Source organism: Lonsdalea britannica, from assembly GCF_003515985.1.
Taxonomy (GTDB): domain Bacteria; phylum Pseudomonadota; class Gammaproteobacteria; order Enterobacterales; family Enterobacteriaceae; genus Lonsdalea; species Lonsdalea britannica.
The window spans coordinates 1,425,558-1,442,200 of record NZ_CP023009.1 but is presented as its reverse complement, the minus strand read 5'-3'; the positions used below and the strand labels follow the sequence as shown (position 1 = coordinate 1,442,200).

Here is a 16,643-nt window from a genome sequence, read left to right as displayed (position 1 = left end):
ATCATGCTGAATTTGCTAATACATTAGCTTGGCTATTGTTTTTTTTGACCCTCTCGACGCGGACTATGCTGTACGAATTGAACAACCCGGCAACAAGCGCCGGGAATTTTAGAAACAGAACCGTAGCACTATCGTAACTTGTTGTTTTTAATGAAAGCTTCGCCGCCTATCTGGCTCATTTGACGAAGCACCCACTGCTGACGGCGAGCCACATAACCCGAGGGTCTGTCGACGCGAAAGCGAATGGGATTAGGTAATACGGAAGCCAGCAGCGCCGCCTCGCTGGCGGTCAACCGGCTCGCCGACTTGTGGAAAAAATGCCGGGAGGCCTCTTCTACGCCGAAGATCCCAGGGCCAAACTCCACAATATTCAGGTAAACGGTCAGAATTCGACGCTTGGTCCACGCCAGCTCCATGACCGTCGTCAGGCCGGCCTCAAGTCCTTTGCGTACCCAGCTGCGTCCATCCCACAACAGCAAATTTTTGACCGTTTGCTGAGACAAGGTGGAAGCTCCGCGGATGCGTCCTTCATTCTCCTCGTTATGCCGTAAGGCGGCATCGATCGCATCGAGGTCAAAACCCCAATGTTGTGGAAACTTTTGGTCTTCCGCCGCGATCACCGCCAGCGGCATGACATAGGCGATCTCATCCATCGAGACCCAGTCGGAATGAGCGACATAGGAAAAGTCACCTCGCAGCCATGCGCTGACCTGACGATCGATCATCACCGCCGAAAAGGGAACCGGCAGGAAGGAAAATAGCGCAATCGCCAGCAGCCAGACTCCCAACACGACCACGATGACCCGGACGATCGTGCGTTTCAAACGACTCGAAAAATGACTTAGGGCTCGGCCTGATTTCATTCAGTCAATTCCAAAACATGGGCAACCAGTTTCTCAATCCCCTGAGCCGCCTCGCCGATGGAATTCGCCAGCATGTAGGCAGGCGTCGTCACGACCTTGTGTTCGGCATCCACGACAATGTCGTCAACCGGACAAGTGACATGCATTCCCCCCATCGTTTCGATGGCTTCCGCTGTATCAATATCGTTACCAATTGTAAGTCTGACAGGAAGACCCAGCAGTCTCGGCAACATCGCCGGGGAGATGCAAATAAAGCCAATTGGTTTGCTTTTCTTATAAATTTCCTGAGTGAGTATTTTTAATTCTTCGTCGACCTGGCACTCGCTTCCACGGGTCGCAAAATCGCTTAAATTTTTTGCCGCGCCGAAACCACCGGGAACAATCAACGCATCAAGCTGTTCCGCGTCAGCCGTGGAAAGAGGCTGTATTTTACCCCGTGCGATCCGCGCTGATTCCGCAAGAACATTACGCTTTTCATCAGTCACTTGGCCGCTAAGATGATTGACGACATGCAGCTGATCTTTGTCCGGTGCAAAGCAGATAGCTTCGGCTCCGGCACGGTCTATTGCAAGTAGAGTCAAGACAGCTTCGTGGATTTCTGAACCATCATAAACACCGCATCCGCTGAGTACGACACCGACTTTTTTCATCATTAAGTCCTCATTTCATTACATCAACTAATTGATTTTTTAATTGACAAACACTAATACTAATCTACACCACACATTTTAATGATACTCGTAACGAGCAACGGCATTTTGATAGGTTGTCAGTTACCTGAAATGTACTTACCACACTTGCGAGCTAACAAACCTGAAATCAATTGCAGGTGTACCAGTTTCCCTGGTGTTGGCGCATAATTCGCGCACCCCGGCTTCGGTCGGGGTCATTTTTTTTCAGCCTTAGCCACCCACGCTTTCAACACGTCGACATCATGACGCCAATCTTGTTTCAGTTCATCAATCCACTCATGCACATTGTCCCACCATGCAGGCAACGTCGTCGTTTGAATCTGCTGAGCCACCTGCTGTAGGTGCCGTAACCCGACAGAACCCGCTGCGCCTTTGATTTTATGGCCTTCCTCTGCAATCCCCTTCTGGTCGCGCGCCGTCATATTCGACTCCAGCACCTCCAGATAGCCCGGCATCATCTGCTCAAACATATCCAGACTCTGGTGAATCAGCGAGGGACCGACCAAATCCAGATACTGCTGCAACATGGCGACGTCCAGCATCGACTCCACGGCGGAGGCATCGGTCGTCGCCTCGACGACAGCGTCCAACACGCCAGTTTCAGGCGCATCCCAATACCGTTTGATGATCGCGGTGAGCGCGGGAACCGCCAGCGGTTTGCTCAACACATCGTCCATGCCGGCATCCAGGTAGTCTTTCTTGTCCTTCAGCACGTTGGCGGTGAGCGCCACCAGCGGAGGCAACGTTTGCTGACCGTAGCGAACGCGTAGCTCGCGCGCCACATCCAGCCCGGTCATATCCGGCAGTTGGATATCCAGCAGCACCAAATCAAATTCGTCCGGATCGAACATCGCCAGCGCTTCCTGACCGGTCATCGCCACGTCGACGCTACTGCCCAGTTTTTCCAGCACTGAACGCGCAACCACGACATTCAGTTCGATATCTTCCACCAGCAGGACATGCAACGCAGGCAACGGCATTGTTTCATCGCCGTTCTCATTCGTTTCCGCTTCTTCCACCTTCGGTGCGGACACCGTCAGCGTGAAGCAGGAGCCTTCGCCCAGTTTGCTGGTAACCTGAATGTCTCCCCCCATGTTCTGCGCAAGCCGTTTGGATACGGCCAGACCGATACCGGTGCCGGTAGCCGGTTTACCGCCGTTCTGATCCTTCACCTGGTAATACATGGAAAAGATTTTTTCGAGTTCGTCATCCGGGATACCCATGCCGGAATCCGCGACCTCGAAACGCAGACCGGTGTTCTGGTCATGCCCGACGCGGATCACCACCTTGCCGCTCTGAGTGAATTTCACCGCGTTGCTCAGCAAGTTCCACAGAATCTGCCGTAAGCGCGTGCCATCGGTGATGATGCTTTTCGGCAACGGTTGCTGCAGGTCCATCTCTAGCTGTAACCCTTTGGGTTCGGCCAACAAGCCGCCCAAGTTTTCCAGATCGGCGACGAATCCGATGAAATCGACCTGCTGGTTGTCGAGCTGAACCTTGCGTCGCTCCTGTTTGTCCATTTCGATCACGTCGTTGAAGATATTGCCGAGGGTGATGGCGCTGACGTGGATGGTTTTCAGATATTTTCGCTGCTCCGCCTCCAGATGGGTGTCGAGCAGAATGCGGCTGAGGCCGACAATGCCGTTAAGGGGCGTACGAAGCTCGTGGCTGATCGTTGAGATGAAGGTAGTCTTCTCCCTACTGGCCTTCTCTAACGCGTCCTGATAACGCTTACGTTCCGTTATATCGCGTCCAAAACCCATAAGCCCATGCCGCTTACCCTGTCGGTCGTAAAACGGCACCTTGCGCAACTCGAAGCAGGATTTGCGTCCGTCCGGGTAAACCAGCCACTGTTCGTAGGTCAGGGAGACGTTATGGCGGAACACTTTTTCGTCCGTTTCAACCACCTTGGCCGCGATATCCTGCGGATAGACGTCGAAGGGCGTCAGGCCGATCATCTGCTTCTGGCTTTTGCCCAACAGCAGCTCCATTGCGCGGTTGCAGCCTGAGAACGCCTTGTTTTCGTTGCGGTAGTACACCAGATCCGGCGACGCATCGAGGAAAGAACGCAGCAACGCCGACTGTTGCTCCAGTTCCACCTGCGCCTGTTCGCGCCGCGCCATTTCTTCGCGCAGCTTGCTGAGCATCTCAAGACGCGACTCTTCGGCTTTAATGCGATCGGTGATTTCCTGGTTGAGCTGGGCGATGTTGTTTTGCAGTTTGGCGTTCAGCTCCTGATCGCGATGTCGCATCACCTCTAATTTGGCCACCAGACGCGACAGGCGCTGTCGAGACTCTTCAAGCTGCTTGACCACTACCGACAGAAAATAAACCGCCCATGGCGTGATTAAGAGGCCAAAAAAGATGGATCGCACCACATCGATGCGTTCTACCTGACCGCTGAGCAACATGGTCACCGCCATCTGAACCACCAGCGCCAAAAGCACGAGCGCGGAAGCCAGCAGAATGGAAAAGCGAACTAGCCCAAGTCTCACCATTAAATCAACGTAATACTGGGCTAACAGCCGGATTTGCTTCATAGGATTTTTCCTTCATCGAGATCCCGCAAATCATACCGTAAAAGTCATGATGCGCGGGAAATGAACAGAGGATTTAAGAACGGGATGTGGCGTCAGGCGGGAACAAAACGGAAGGCGTCGCCCAGAGCGGAACCCTGAACGCCGTACTGGGACAGATAGCGGTCGATCTCCACCATGCCGGTCCAACGATTTTCGCACCACAGCGGGGCCAGCAGCGTCGGGCGACGGGCGCTGGCGGAGATGCGGTGATAGACCACATCCGCAGGCGTATGGCGGATCATTTCACCGGCCGTGGTGACATACTGCGCCAGCGGCAACGCCGGCAATCGACCCGCACGCCACGCCTTACCCATGATGCTGCCGTCAACGATATGCAGCGGATGCAGTTTCAAACCGTCGACGCCTGCGTCAACCACGCGGCGCAGGGTGGACAAGCAACTCTTCTCGTCCTCGCCCGGCAGGCCGACGATCAAGTGCGTGCAGACTTTGAGGCCGCGCGCTCTGGCCCGTCGCGTCGTCTGCTGGTAGCAGTCAAACGTGTGGCCGCGGTTGATGCGGTGCAGCGTCTTGTCATTCGCCGTTTGCAGGCCCAATTCCAGCCAGACCTCATAGCCCTGTTGACGATAGTCGGAGAGCAGATCCAGCACCGCATCCGGGACGCAGTCAGGCCGGGTGCCGACGCACAAGCCCACCATATCGGCCTGTGTCAGCGCTTCGCGATACATGGATGCCAGAACCTGCACCTCCGCATAAGTGCTGGTGTAAGCCTGGAAATAGGCCAGATAGCGCTTGGCTCGGTTAACCTTACCGGCCTGTGCGGATAGCTGATCGGCGATGCTACGCTGCTGCATCTGTTCATCGGCGAACGAAGCTACATTGCAGAACGTGCAGCCGCCCCGGCCTAACGTGCCGTCGCGATTAGGACAGTTGAAGCCGCCGTGCAAGGTCAGCTTGTGAATTTTTTCGCCGTAACGGCGCTGGAGATCGCCGCCAAACATATTGATTAATCTTTGTAATTGCATATTCTGACTTTCCTCCTCCGCGGGAGGAGCAGCCTACCGTTTCCTCGCCCCGCGTGCGATGACGCCGATCAAGTCCCCCCTCTCGGTCATTTTGAATAATTATTCTGTTTTAGTGAAAATAAAGTCACAAATAGCTTAATTAGTTTTGTTAATCACCTGCGCGCGTCGCATTAGAAGTTGACCAGAGATTAAAAAACAGTGACATGAGTTAAAAAACGGAAATCTACCAGAATAAGATGCCATTAAGTCGAGATAACGCAGCACGTCGGGACACCAATCCGGCTTTCTTATAGTGATACACCTCACATTTCATCCGGACTTCAGGTTGAGACAATGTCTTCTTTTTATTATAAAAATCCTTACTTATCATAAATATAAGTAAATATTATCCCTGAAATACTGATTTATGTAGGGGATTTGACCTGAACAGGGTTTCTCGCTAATTTGGGAAATGGCTGGAAGCTTTCCTGACGAGACTACGACTCGTCATATTTATGCAGTAACAAGAAGACTCCCTCATCAAGCAAGTCATCACCCCTTGTGAGACCGTCACGAGAGTCCGGAAATAGAGAGCGTCATTTTCCGCTGAGATATTCACTCTCAGTGAGGGGTCGCTCGCGGTAAAGTCGCCTGCATTGGGCTGGCGATGAGGTAGTCATACAGAGCCTGGGGAGGTTCATTCATATGTTGTACGATGCATCCCAAGAAAAAGACAACTGTGGCTTCGGACTAATCGCCCATATAGAAGGTGAGCCGAGCCATAAGGTCGTGCGTACCGCCATTCACGCACTGGCCCGTATGCAGCACCGTGGCGCGATCCTTGCCGACGGCAAGACCGGCGACGGCTGCGGCCTGTTACTTCAGAAGCCCGACCGTTTCTTCCGCCTGGTCGCGGAAGAGCGCGGCTGGCGGTTGGCGAAAAATTACTCCGTCGGCATGATGTTCCTCAGCCAGGACGAAGAGGTCGCTAAAGCGACTCGCCGGATTGTGGAAGAAGAGCTGCAGAACGAGACGCTGTCCGTTCTGGGCTGGCGCGAAGTGCCGACCAATCCGGATGTTCTGGGTGAAATCGCCCTCTCCTCCCTACCGCGCATCGAACAAATTTTCGTGAACGCCCCTGCGGGCTGGCGCCAGCGCGATATGGAGCGACGCCTGTTTATGGCCCGTCGCCGCATTGAAAAACGCGTGCAGGATAAGGATTTCTACGTGTGCAGCTTCTCCAATCTGGTGACGATCTATAAAGGTCTGTGCATGCCCGCGGATCTGCCGCGCTTCTATCTGGATCTGGCCGACCTTCGTCTGGAATCGGCTATCTGCCTGTTCCACCAGCGATTTTCGACCAATACCGTGCCGCGCTGGCCGCTGGCGCAGCCATTCCGTTATCTGGCCCACAACGGCGAAATCAACACTATCGCCGGCAACCGCCAGTGGGCGCGCGCGCGTGCTTATAAATTTAAAACGCCGCTGATCCCGGATCTGCGGGACGCCGCGCCGTTCGTCAATGAAACCGGCTCCGACTCCAGCTCGCTGGACAACATGCTGGAACTGTTCCTGGCCGGTGGTATGGACATCGTACGCGCCATGCGCCTGCTTGTGCCGCCCGCCTGGCAGAACAACCCGGACATGGATCCGGAGCTGCGCGCGTTCTTCGACTTCAACTCCATGCACATGGAACCGTGGGACGGTCCGGCGGGTGTGGTCTTGTCCGACGGGCGTTACGCCGCCTGTAACCTCGACCGTAACGGACTGCGCCCGGCGCGCTACGTCATCACCACGGACAAGCTGATCACCTGTGCTTCTGAAGTCGGGATTTGGGACTATCAGCCGGATGAAGTGGTGGAAAAGGGCCGCGTCGGTCCCGGCGAACTGATGGTGATCGATACGCAGGAAGGACGCATCCTTCACTCCAGCGAAACCGACAACGATTTGAAGAGTCGCCATCCCTACAAAGAGTGGATGGAGAGAAACGTTAAACGTCTGGTGCCGTTCGAAGAGATGCCGGACGATCAGGTCGGACAGCGCGATCTGGACGACGTGCAGCTTGAGGCCTATCAGAAGCAGTTCGGCTACAGTAACGAAGAGCTGGACCAGATCCTGCGCGTACTCGGCGAGAACGGCCAGGAAGCCACCGGCTCAATGGGCGACGATACGCCGTTCGCGGTGCTGTCCAGCCGTCCGCGCATCGTCTATGACTACTTCCGCCAGCAGTTCGCGCAGGTCACCAATCCGCCGATCGACCCGCTGCGTGAAGCACACGTCATGTCGCTCGCGACCTGCATCGGCCGTGAGATGAACGTCTTCAGCGAAGCGGAAGGACAGGCCTACCGCCTCAGCTTCAAGTCGCCGATTCTGCTCTATTCCGATTTCAATCAGCTGATCCATCAGGATCAGGAGCACTACCGCGCCGACCAGATTGACCTCACTTTCGATCCTCAGCAGCAGACGCTACAGGAAACAATTGAGAAACTGTGCGACGAAGCGGAAAGCAAAGTCCGCGACGGTACGGTACTTCTGGTGCTGACTGACCGCGCGATCGCCAAAGATCGCTTGCCGGTACCTGCTCCGATGGCGGTGGGCGCGATTCACAGCCGTCTGGTCGAACAGAGTTTGCGTTGCGACGCCAACATCATTGTAGAAACCGCGAGCGCGCGCGACCCGCACCATTTCGCCGTACTGCTCGGCTTTGGCGCGACCGCGATTTACCCCTATCTGGCCTACGAAACGCTGGCCCGTATGGTGGACAATCGCACCATCGATAAAGCGCACCGCGTTGTGATGCTGAACTACCGTAACGGCATCAACAAAGGTCTGTACAAGATCATGTCCAAAATGGGCATTTCCACCGTGGCGTCTTACCGCTGCTCACGGTTGTTCGAAGCGGTCGGCCTGCATGAAGACATCACCCACAGTTGTTTCCAGGGTGTCGTCAGTCGTATCGGCGGCGCGAACTTCAGCGATTTCGAACAAGACCTGCGGAATCTGGCTAAACGCGCCTGGCTGAAACGGCTGCCGCTGGAACACGGCGGCCTGCTGAAGTTCGTCTACAACGGCGAATACCATGCCTATAACCCCGACGTGGTCAGTACCTTGCAGACTGCGGTTCAAAGCGGCGAATACAGCGACTATCAGCACTACGCCAAACTGGTCAACGAACGTCCGACGGCAACGCTGCGCGACCTGCTGGCCGTCAAGCCGCAGGAGAAGAGTTCGGCGATCGCTCTCGATCAGGTGGAACCCGCGTCAGAGCTGTTCAAACGCTTCGACACCGCCGCCATGTCCATCGGCGCGCTCAGTCCGGAAGCGCACGAATCGCTGGCTGAAGCCATGAACACGCTGGGCGGCTACTCCAACTCCGGCGAAGGCGGAGAAGACCCGGCGCGCTACCGCACTAACAAGGTCTCGCGCATCAAGCAGGTCGCTTCCGGTCGCTTCGGCGTCACCCCGGCTTATCTGGTCAACGCCGACGTGATTCAGATTAAAGTGGCTCAGGGCGCAAAACCGGGCGAAGGCGGTCAGTTGCCGGGCGACAAAGTCACGCCTTACATCGCCCGATTGCGTTATTCCGTCCCCGGCGTGACGCTGATTTCACCGCCGCCGCACCACGATATCTACTCGATTGAGGATCTGGCGCAGCTGATTTTCGACCTGAAACAAATCAATCCGAAGGCGATGATTTCGGTAAAACTGGTTTCCGAACCCGGCGTGGGCACCATCGCCACCGGCGTTGCGAAAGCCTATGCCGACCTCATCACCATCGCCGGCTATGACGGCGGCACCGGTGCGAGCCCGCTGACCTCCGTGAAATATGCGGGCTGCCCGTGGGAGCTGGGTCTGGTGGAAACACAACAGGCGTTGGTCGCGAACGGCCTGCGTCACAAAATTCGCCTACAGGTGGATGGCGGACTGAAAACCGGGCTGGATATCATCAAAGCCGCGATTCTGGGGGCGGAAAGCTTCGGCTTCGGCACCGGACCGATGGTTGCGCTCGGCTGCAAATACCTGCGTATCTGTCACCTGAACAACTGCGCCACCGGCGTTGCCACGCAGGATGACAAACTGCGCCGCGACCACTACCACGGCCTGCCGGAACGCGTGATCAACTACTTCAATTTCATCGCGAGGGAAACCCGTGAGCTGATGGCTGAACTGGGCGTCAGCCAGTTGGTGGACCTGATTGGCCGTACCGACCTGCTCACTGAGTTGGATGGGTTCACCGCCAAGCAGAACAAACTGGATCTGGCGCCGCTGTTGAAGACGGCAACACCGCATCCGGGCAAGGCGCTGTACTGCACCGAGAACAATCCGCCGTTCGACAAAGGGGTGTTGAACACAGCGCTGCATGAACAGGCCGAGCCTTACGTCGAGGCCAAACAGAGCAAGACGCTGTACTTCGACATTCGCAACACCGACCGTTCCGTCGGGGCCACGCTCTCGGGGGTTATCGCTGAAAAATATGGCGATCAGGGACTGGCGAGCGATCCGATCAAAGCCTACTTCACCGGCACCGCAGGACAGAGCTTCGGCGTCTGGAACGCTGGCGGCGTGGAGCTGACGCTGACCGGGGATGCCAACGACTATGTCGGTAAAGGCATGGCGGGAGGCATGATTGCCGTCCGTCCGCCTGTCGGCTCCGCATTCCGCAGCCATGAAGCCAGCATCATCGGCAACACCTGCCTTTACGGCGCCACCGGCGGCAAACTGTTCGCCGCCGGGCGCGCGGGCGAACGTTTTGCCGTACGTAACTCCGGCGCCATCACCGTGGTGGAAGGCATTGGCGACAACGGCTGTGAATACATGACCGGCGGCATCGTTTGTATTCTGGGACGCACCGGCGTGAACTTCGGTGCAGGGATGACCGGCGGCTTCGCCTACGTGCTGGATGAAGACGGCGAGTTCCGTAAACGCGTCAACCCAGAGCTGGTTGAAGTCCTGAATGTCGATAGCCTGGCGATCCACGAAGAACACTTGCGCGGCATGATTACCGAACATGTTCAGCACACCGGCTCATCACGCGGCGAAGAAATCCTCGCCAACTGGCCGGTATGGGCGGCGAAATTCGCACTGGTGAAACCGAAGTCCAGCGATGTGCAAGCGCTGTTGGGTCATCGTAGTCGTTCCGCAGCTGAGCTGCGGGTTCTGGCGCAGTAAGAGGTCATCATGAGTCAAAATGTTTATCAATTTATCGACCTACAGCGCGTAGATCCGCCGAAAAAACCGCTGAAAGTACGGAAAATTGAATTTATTGAGATATACGAGCCATTTTCAGAAAGTCAGTCCAAAGCACAGGCAGACCGTTGTCTGTCCTGCGGCAACCCTTACTGCGAATGGAAGTGTCCGGTACATAACTACATTCCCAACTGGCTCAAGCTCGCCAATGAGGGACGTATTATCGAAGCCGCTGAGCTCTCCCACCGCACGAACAGTCTGCCTGAGGTCTGTGGCCGCGTTTGTCCGCAGGACCGCCTGTGTGAAGGCTCCTGCACGCTGAACGATGAATTCGGCGCGGTCACGATCGGCAACATCGAGCGCTACATCAACGATAAAGCCATCGAAATGGGCTGGAAGCCGGACATGTCCGGCGTTCAGGCCACCGGTAAGAACGTGGCGATCATCGGCGCAGGTCCCGCCGGTCTGGCCTGCGCAGACGTTCTGGCGCGCAACGGCGTGAAAGCGCATGTGTATGACCGACATCCTGAAATCGGCGGCCTGCTGACCTTCGGTATTCCGGCCTTCAAGTTGGAAAAAAGCGTGATGACCAAACGCCGCGAAATTTTCTCCGGCATGGGCATCGAGTTCCATTTGAATACCGAAGTCGGCAAAGACGTTCAGCTGACTGACCTGCTGGCCAACCACGACGCCGTGTTCCTGGGCGTAGGCACCTATCAGTCTATGCGCGGCGGGTTGGAGAACGAAGAGGCAACTGGGGTTTATGACGCGTTGCCATTCCTGATTGCCAACACCAAACAGCTGATGGGTTTCGAAACGGCCGCGCCGGAAGCTTATGTCTCGATGGAAGGCAAACGCGTCGTCGTTCTGGGCGGAGGCGATACGGCGATGGACTGTGTGCGTACCTCTATCCGTCAGGGCGCAACGCATGTGACCTGCGCCTATCGTCGTGACGAAGAGAACATGCCGGGTTCGCGCCGTGAGGTGAAAAATGCGCGCGAGGAAGGGGTTGAGTTCCGTTTCAATTTGCAGCCGCTGAGCATCGAAATCAACGCCTCAGGCAACGTCTGCGGCGTTCGTATGGCGCGCACCGAGCTGGGCGCACCCGATGCCAATGGACGTCGTCGACCGGAGATCGTACCCGGCTCCGAGCACATTCTGGAAGCCGATGCGGTCATCATGGCATTCGGCTTTCGTCCGCATCGAATGGACTGGTTGGCCGAGCACGACGTCGCCCTGGACGATCAGGGACGGATCCTGGCTCCGGAAGCGCGCGACAGCGCTTTCCAGACCAGCAACCCGAAGATCTTCGCGGGCGGCGATGCGGTACGCGGATCGGATTTGGTCGTCACCGCCATCGCTGAGGGCCGTAAGGCCGCAGACGGGATCCTCAACTATCTCGAAGTCTGATTTTCAATCCTCTATAGATCAAGGGCAGCCTTCGGGTTGCCCTTTTGACAAGCGTCGACGGCTAACTCTGCGACGGATACATTTCTAACATTTCCTGCTCCGTCATTTCCTGCGTCTGCTGGGAAAAAGCGTAAAATTTCGGCTTTTTATCAATGAAGATTTGAGACACCATACGCGTGTTTTCATCGCTGCCGAACAATCCTACCGGCACGAAATAGGTTAACGGGTTCAACTGCTTGTAAAACAAGTGCGAGCCGCACAGACGGCAAAATGCGCGCTCCGCCCACGCCGAAGACCGGTAGTAAGCGACACTCTCTTTACCATCGATAACAAGATCATCTTTACACTCTATCGACATTAACGGCCCTCCGCTCCAGGTCTGGCACATACCGCAATGGCAGACGGAGACCTCATGGATATCGCGCTCAGTAGACAGCGTGACCGCTCCACATAAACAACGCCCTTCCATTTCTTTTCTCCTTTCGATGCAGAAAAACAGAGGTTTCAGAACGTCAGTATGTCTTCATTTGGCTTGAACAAACAATGTTGGGAACGTTAGAAGCGGAACGAGGGAAGCAGCATCGGGAGGAACCGGGGACGTAAAAAAGGGCACCGTAATGATGCCCTTTTATTTTGAGTTACTTCACGACCCGCAGAGCAGGACGTCCGCCGCGAGGCGGTGAAGGGGGCTCGTCATCCGGCGTTTCATTGCCGGAAGGAACAGTTTCAACATCTTCGACCGTGCGCAACGACGGCTTGTGCGGCTCATCGTCCTGCACCAGCGCGTCATCCGCGTCACCGCCCGCCTCATAGGCAGGCTCAGGCTCGAACATGGTGCCTGCGCCGTTCTCGCGGGCGTAGATCGCCATGACGGCCGCCATTGGCACCATAACCTGACGAGGAACGCCGCCGAAGCGGGCGTTAAATCGTACCAGGTCGTCAGCCAATTCGAGATTGCCCACGGCAAGCGGCGCAATATTGAGTACTATCTGGCCGTCGCGGGCGAACTCCATCGGCACCTGCACGCCGGGAAGCGTGACGTCCACCACCAGATGCGGCGTCAGCTGGTTATCAAGCAACCAGTCATAAAAGGCCCGTAACAAGTACGGACGGCGCGGTGATAGTTGAGACAGAGCCATGTAGCTTAACCTCGGGTCTGTAACCGGATTTCACGCTCGGCTTCGGTCAGGGAAGCCAGGAAAGCATCGCGTTCGAAGACACGCGTCATGTAGCCTTTCAGCTCCTTGGAACCTGAACCACTCAGCTCGATGCCCAGCAGCGGCAAACGCCACAACAGCGGCGCCAGGTAGCAATCGACCAGGCTGAACTCTTCGCTCATGAAATAAGGCGTTTCATTAAATACCGGGGCAATCGCCAGCAGCTCTTCGCGCAGCTGTTTACGTGCTGCATCGGCCTGTGACGCCGTACCGGTGGAAATAGTTTTCAACAACGAATACCAGTCCTGCTCGATGCGGTGCATCATCAGACGGCTATTGCCGCGCGCGACTGGGTAGACAGGCATCAATGGCGGATGCGGGAAACGCTCATCCAGGTATTCCATGATGATGCGGGATTCATACAGCGTCAGTTCACGATCCACCAACGTCGGGACAGAACCGTACGGGTTGAGGTCAATGAGATCCTGCGGCAGATTATCCGCATCTACCTGTTCAATCTCGACACTCACTCCTTTTTCCGCCAGCACTATACGTACCTGATGGCTAAAAATATCGGACGGGCCGGAAAACAGCGTCATTACCGAACGTTTGTTGGCAGCGACAGCCATGAAAACCTCCAAGTTTATCGAGAAAATACGGCATAGAACCGATCGAATATTATCCTGCAGGCCTTGCCGCGTTTGAACTTCTTACTGGAGTAAGAAACCGCTGACGACAGCTGTCGTTTTATCAAAACTTACTAGCTGGCAAACAGGTACAAAACCGGCGATTAGTGTATCAGATTTTGTGCGTTTTGGGGGGATATAAGCGCCTATTCATCGTTAACCGCATGGAATTAAAGAGAATTTTTTAGACGCACTGAAAAACCAGGCAAAAAAAACCCGGTGACGAGCACCGGGTTTCTGACGTTGATTTCGCTGCAAAGCAGCCAGAAATTAACGTTTGGAGAACTGAGGACGACGACGTGCTTTACGCAGACCGACTTTCTTACGTTCAACCTGACGAGCATCACGCGTCACGAAGCCAGCTTTACGCAGCTCAGAACGCAGAGACTCATCATATTCCATCAGTGCACGGGTGATACCGTGACGGATAGCACCAGCCTGACCGGAGATACCACCACCTTTAACGGTGATGTACAGATCCAGTTTGCCAACCATGTCGACCAGTTCCAGCGGCTGACGAACTACCATACGGGCAGTTTCGCGACCGAAGTACTGATCCAGGCTGCGCTGGTTGATAACGATGTTGCCACTGCCCGGTTTGATGAACACGCGAGCGGCGGAGCTTTTGCGGCGACCAGTGCCGTAGTATTGATTTTCAGCCATTGCCTATAATCCCGATTAAATGTCCAGAACTTGCGGTTGCTGTGCCGCGTGATTGTGCTCGTTACCCGCGTAAACTTTCAGTTTACGGTACATAGCACGACCCAGCGGGCCCTTCGGCAGCATGCCTTTAACCGCGATTTCAATCACACGCTCAGGACGGCGGGCAATCATCTCTTCAAAGGTCGCCTGTTTGATACCACCGATGTGACCGGTGTGGTGGTAGTACACTTTGTCAGAACGTTTGTTGCCGGTTACAGCAACTTTTTCAGCGTTCAGGACGATGATGTAATCACCAGTATCAACGTGCGGAGTGTATTCCGCTTTATGCTTGCCGCGCAGACGACGAGCCAGTTCAGTAGCGAGACGGCCCAAAGTCTTACCGCTCGCATCAACAACGTACCAGTCGCGTTTTACGGTTTCTGGTTTAGCTGTAAAAGTTTTCATTAAAAGCTTACCCAATTTAAGTTACACGTTGGTGAACACACAAACGCTTCAATAAATAGTGTTGAGGTTCACACGGCTATCTAGTCCAGCAAACCTACCCCTTCGAATAGCTATTGCCAGCGCGATTAAAGTTTCGGGAAAAAAACTTTGTTGTAACGTGGGGTCGCAGGATTATAGAGAAGCCGCCATCAAAAATCGACCTTTTTTCTACCACATTGATAGAAAAGGCAGCAGCGCCTCCTACGACAGATGGGGCAATTGCAGATAGTCTTCGCTTTGCATCTCCTGCAACCGGGACAGGCAGCGGCGGTACTCGAACACCAGACGAGCGCCCTGATAGAGCTCGGGCATCGGCACCTGCGCCGATATAATCAGCTTCACCCGGCGTTCGTAAAATTCATCGACCAGCGCGAGAAAGCGCCGCGCGACATCCTCCTCCGCCTCGCCCATGACCGTGACGTGATGTAGCAGCACGCAGTGATAGCGCTGGGACAAGGCAATGTAATCGTTCTGGCTGCGCGCATCGGCGCACAGCGTAGCGAAACTGACCGCCAGTACGCCGTTGCAGCTGCCGAGCACTGGCATCGCACGATGATTTATCTCCAACGTTTCGCCGTCGGGCGTGTGTCCAGACAGATCGATGAACATTTGCCGCATCGCATCATCGGCATGCGCACCCAGCGGGGAAAAGTACAGGTGAGCCTGCCGCAGCGTTCGCTGTCGGTAATCAATGCCCGCGTCGACATTCATCACGGCGCAGTGCTGTTTAATCAGTTCAATAGCCGGTAAAAAACGCGATCGCTGCAGGCCATTGCGATACAGCTCGTCCGGCGGAATGTTGGACGTCGCCACCAGCGTGATTCCTCGCGCAAACAACGCGCCGAGCAGTTCGGCCAGCAGCATGGCGTCGGTGATGTCGGAGACGAAAAATTCATCAAAGCACAGCACATCAGTCTGTGCTTGAAATTCATCCGCCACCTGTTCCAGAGGGTTTTCCTGTCCCTGTAGCCGATTGAGAGCGTCATGCACTCGCAGCATAAAACGATGGAAATGCAGACGCAGTTTGCGTTCGCCCGGCAGGCTCTGGAAAAACATATCCATCAGCCAGGTTTTACCCCGCCCCACGCCGCCCCAAAGATAGAGTCCTTCGACCGGCGCCTGCGCTGGCGGCTTTTTCCTGCCGAGACGCTGGAGCCAGCTTCGCGGCTCGTGGGCCGTCGTCGTCTGCTGACGCGCCGTCAACGCACGGTGAATATCCTCAAGCCGCAGCACCGTTTGGCGTTGCACCTCATCCGGCTGGTAATCCTGCGTCGCTAAAGCTTGCTGGTAAAGCGTTATCGGCGTCATATTCTGCATGGCGGCCAGATCCCTATAGAAAGGAGATAAACGGTCTTTTATCGTTGAAGAACCTTAGTTTAGCGTCTAAATCATAGCAGTTAACGCTTCCAGGACCGCCCACCTTCGCCAACTGCTTTATTACATCCTGTTTCAGGACTCCACTCTGGCAAGCTTAGCGGTTATAGTGACTATTATTGAGTGAAAAATACGACGGAACAACGAAGTCAAATAGGAGTCATTATGACCTGGGAGTACGCGCTGATTGGATTTGTTATCGGTGTCATCATCGGTGCGGTAGCGATGCGCTACGGCAATCGTAAACTGCGCCAGCAGCAGGTACTGCAACATGAGCTGGAGAAAAGCAAAGCCGATCTGGAGCAATATCGTCAGGAGCTTGTGAGTCATTTCGCCCGTAGCGCTGAGCTGCTGGACAATATGGCGGACGACTACCGCAAGCTGTATCAGCACATGGCTAAAAGCTCGAACGACCTGCTGCCGGAAGGACAGTCACGCGAAAATCCGTTCAACTATCGTCTGACGGAAGCCGAATCAGACAACGATCAGGTGCCGGTGAAGATGCCGCCGCGTGATTACTCGGAAAGCGCCTCCGGGCTGCTGCGCGGCGAAACGCCGCTACGTAAATAATTCTACTCATTCCCTAC

The 16,643-nt window shown here is 55.3% G+C and carries 13 protein-coding genes; 3 read left to right on the top strand and 10 right to left on the bottom strand.

What is annotated here, in order from left to right; genetic code table 11:
* Positions 1-128 precede the first annotated feature (128 nt).
* The 4 genes from mtgA to mnmL form a co-directional block, all read right to left on the bottom strand.
* Positions 129-863: a monofunctional biosynthetic peptidoglycan transglycosylase gene (gene mtgA / locus CKQ53_RS06795; RefSeq protein WP_118894801.1), complete on the bottom strand. Its 735-nt coding sequence runs from the start codon at positions 861-863 to the stop codon at positions 129-131.
* Entirely contained in the window at positions 860-1,513 is a 654-nt protein-coding gene (elbB, locus tag CKQ53_RS06790) for an isoprenoid biosynthesis glyoxalase ElbB (RefSeq protein ID WP_094118175.1), read from the bottom strand. The genes mtgA and elbB overlap by 4 nt, the downstream gene beginning before the upstream one ends.
* Positions 1,514-1,749: 236 nt before the next feature.
* A complete protein-coding gene (gene arcB, locus CKQ53_RS06785) occupies positions 1,750-4,095 on the bottom strand; it encodes an aerobic respiration two-component sensor histidine kinase ArcB (RefSeq protein WP_094118154.1) in 2,346 nt (781 codons plus the stop codon).
* A 92-nt stretch (positions 4,096-4,187) separates the two neighbouring features.
* Complete coding sequence (gene mnmL / locus CKQ53_RS06780) at positions 4,188-5,117, bottom strand: tRNA modification radical SAM protein MnmL/YtqA (RefSeq protein ID WP_094118153.1); 930 nt, start codon at positions 5,115-5,117, stop codon at positions 4,188-4,190.
* A gap of 684 nt (positions 5,118-5,801) precedes the next feature.
* On the opposite strand from mnmL, the gene gltB reads away from it, so the two are divergent.
* Positions 5,802-10,265 (top strand): glutamate synthase large subunit, encoded by a 4,464-nt coding sequence (gltB, locus tag CKQ53_RS06775; protein ID WP_094118152.1) that lies wholly within the window; start codon positions 5,802-5,804, stop codon positions 10,263-10,265.
* Between the two features lie 9 nt (positions 10,266-10,274).
* Complete coding sequence (locus CKQ53_RS06770; RefSeq protein WP_094118151.1) at positions 10,275-11,693, top strand: glutamate synthase small subunit; 1,419 nt, start codon at positions 10,275-10,277, stop codon at positions 11,691-11,693.
* Between the two features lie 61 nt (positions 11,694-11,754).
* Here the strand turns inward: CKQ53_RS06770 and CKQ53_RS06765 are convergent, their stop codons facing one another.
* The 6 genes from CKQ53_RS06765 to zapE all read right to left on the bottom strand — a co-directional run bounded on the left by CKQ53_RS06765 (position 11,755) and on the right by zapE (position 15,999).
* Positions 11,755-12,162: a GFA family protein gene (locus CKQ53_RS06765; protein ID WP_085651045.1), complete on the bottom strand. Its 408-nt coding sequence runs from the start codon at positions 12,160-12,162 to the stop codon at positions 11,755-11,757.
* 169 nt (positions 12,163-12,331) lie between these two features.
* A complete protein-coding gene (gene sspB, locus CKQ53_RS06760; RefSeq protein WP_085651046.1) occupies positions 12,332-12,832 on the bottom strand; it encodes a ClpXP protease specificity-enhancing factor in 501 nt (166 codons plus the stop codon).
* Between the two features lie 5 nt (positions 12,833-12,837).
* Positions 12,838-13,479 (bottom strand): stringent starvation protein SspA, encoded by a 642-nt coding sequence (gene sspA / locus CKQ53_RS06755; protein ID WP_085651047.1) that lies wholly within the window; start codon positions 13,477-13,479, stop codon positions 12,838-12,840.
* Between the two features lie 327 nt (positions 13,480-13,806).
* A complete protein-coding gene (rpsI, locus tag CKQ53_RS06750) occupies positions 13,807-14,199 on the bottom strand; it encodes a 30S ribosomal protein S9 (RefSeq protein WP_026740710.1) in 393 nt (130 codons plus the stop codon).
* 15 nt (positions 14,200-14,214) lie between these two features.
* Positions 14,215-14,643 (bottom strand): 50S ribosomal protein L13, encoded by a 429-nt coding sequence (rplM, locus tag CKQ53_RS06745; RefSeq protein ID WP_026740709.1) that lies wholly within the window; start codon positions 14,641-14,643, stop codon positions 14,215-14,217.
* Between the two features lie 240 nt (positions 14,644-14,883).
* A complete protein-coding gene (zapE, locus tag CKQ53_RS06735; RefSeq protein WP_085651049.1) occupies positions 14,884-15,999 on the bottom strand; it encodes a cell division protein ZapE in 1,116 nt (371 codons plus the stop codon).
* 222 nt (positions 16,000-16,221) lie between these two features.
* On the opposite strand from zapE, the gene zapG reads away from it, so the two are divergent.
* Positions 16,222-16,626, top strand: a complete 405-nt coding sequence (gene zapG, locus CKQ53_RS06730) for a Z-ring associated protein ZapG (RefSeq protein ID WP_094118149.1) — start codon at positions 16,222-16,224, stop codon at positions 16,624-16,626.
* Positions 16,627-16,643 lie beyond the last annotated feature (17 nt).

What these genes read in the sequence shown, in the direction of transcription:
- rpsI (WP_026740710.1), bottom strand. Translation starts at nt 14,199, where the DNA reads ATGGCTGAAAATCAATACTACGGCACTGGTCGCCGCAAAAGCTCCGCC.
- CKQ53_RS06765 (WP_085651045.1), bottom strand. Translation starts at nt 12,162, where the DNA reads ATGGAAGGGCGTTGTTTATGTGGAGCGGTCACGCTGTCTACTGAGCGC.
- zapE (WP_085651049.1), bottom strand. Translation starts at nt 15,999, where the DNA reads ATGCAGAATATGACGCCGATAACGCTTTACCAGCAAGCTTTAGCGACG.
- CKQ53_RS06770 (WP_094118151.1), top strand. Translation starts at nt 10,275, where the DNA reads ATGAGTCAAAATGTTTATCAATTTATCGACCTACAGCGCGTAGATCCG.
- sspA (WP_085651047.1), bottom strand. Translation starts at nt 13,479, where the DNA reads ATGGCTGTCGCTGCCAACAAACGTTCGGTAATGACGCTGTTTTCCGGC.
- sspB (WP_085651046.1), bottom strand. Translation starts at nt 12,832, where the DNA reads ATGGCTCTGTCTCAACTATCACCGCGCCGTCCGTACTTGTTACGGGCC.
- arcB (WP_094118154.1), bottom strand. Translation starts at nt 4,095, where the DNA reads ATGAAGCAAATCCGGCTGTTAGCCCAGTATTACGTTGATTTAATGGTG.
- mtgA (WP_118894801.1), bottom strand. Translation starts at nt 863, where the DNA reads ATGAAATCAGGCCGAGCCCTAAGTCATTTTTCGAGTCGTTTGAAACGC.
- zapG (WP_094118149.1), top strand. Translation starts at nt 16,222, where the DNA reads ATGACCTGGGAGTACGCGCTGATTGGATTTGTTATCGGTGTCATCATC.
- mnmL (WP_094118153.1), bottom strand. Translation starts at nt 5,117, where the DNA reads ATGCAATTACAAAGATTAATCAATATGTTTGGCGGCGATCTCCAGCGC.
- gltB (WP_094118152.1), top strand. Translation starts at nt 5,802, where the DNA reads ATGTTGTACGATGCATCCCAAGAAAAAGACAACTGTGGCTTCGGACTA.
- elbB (WP_094118175.1), bottom strand. Translation starts at nt 1,513, where the DNA reads ATGAAAAAAGTCGGTGTCGTACTCAGCGGATGCGGTGTTTATGATGGT.
- rplM (WP_026740709.1), bottom strand. Translation starts at nt 14,643, where the DNA reads ATGAAAACTTTTACAGCTAAACCAGAAACCGTAAAACGCGACTGGTAC.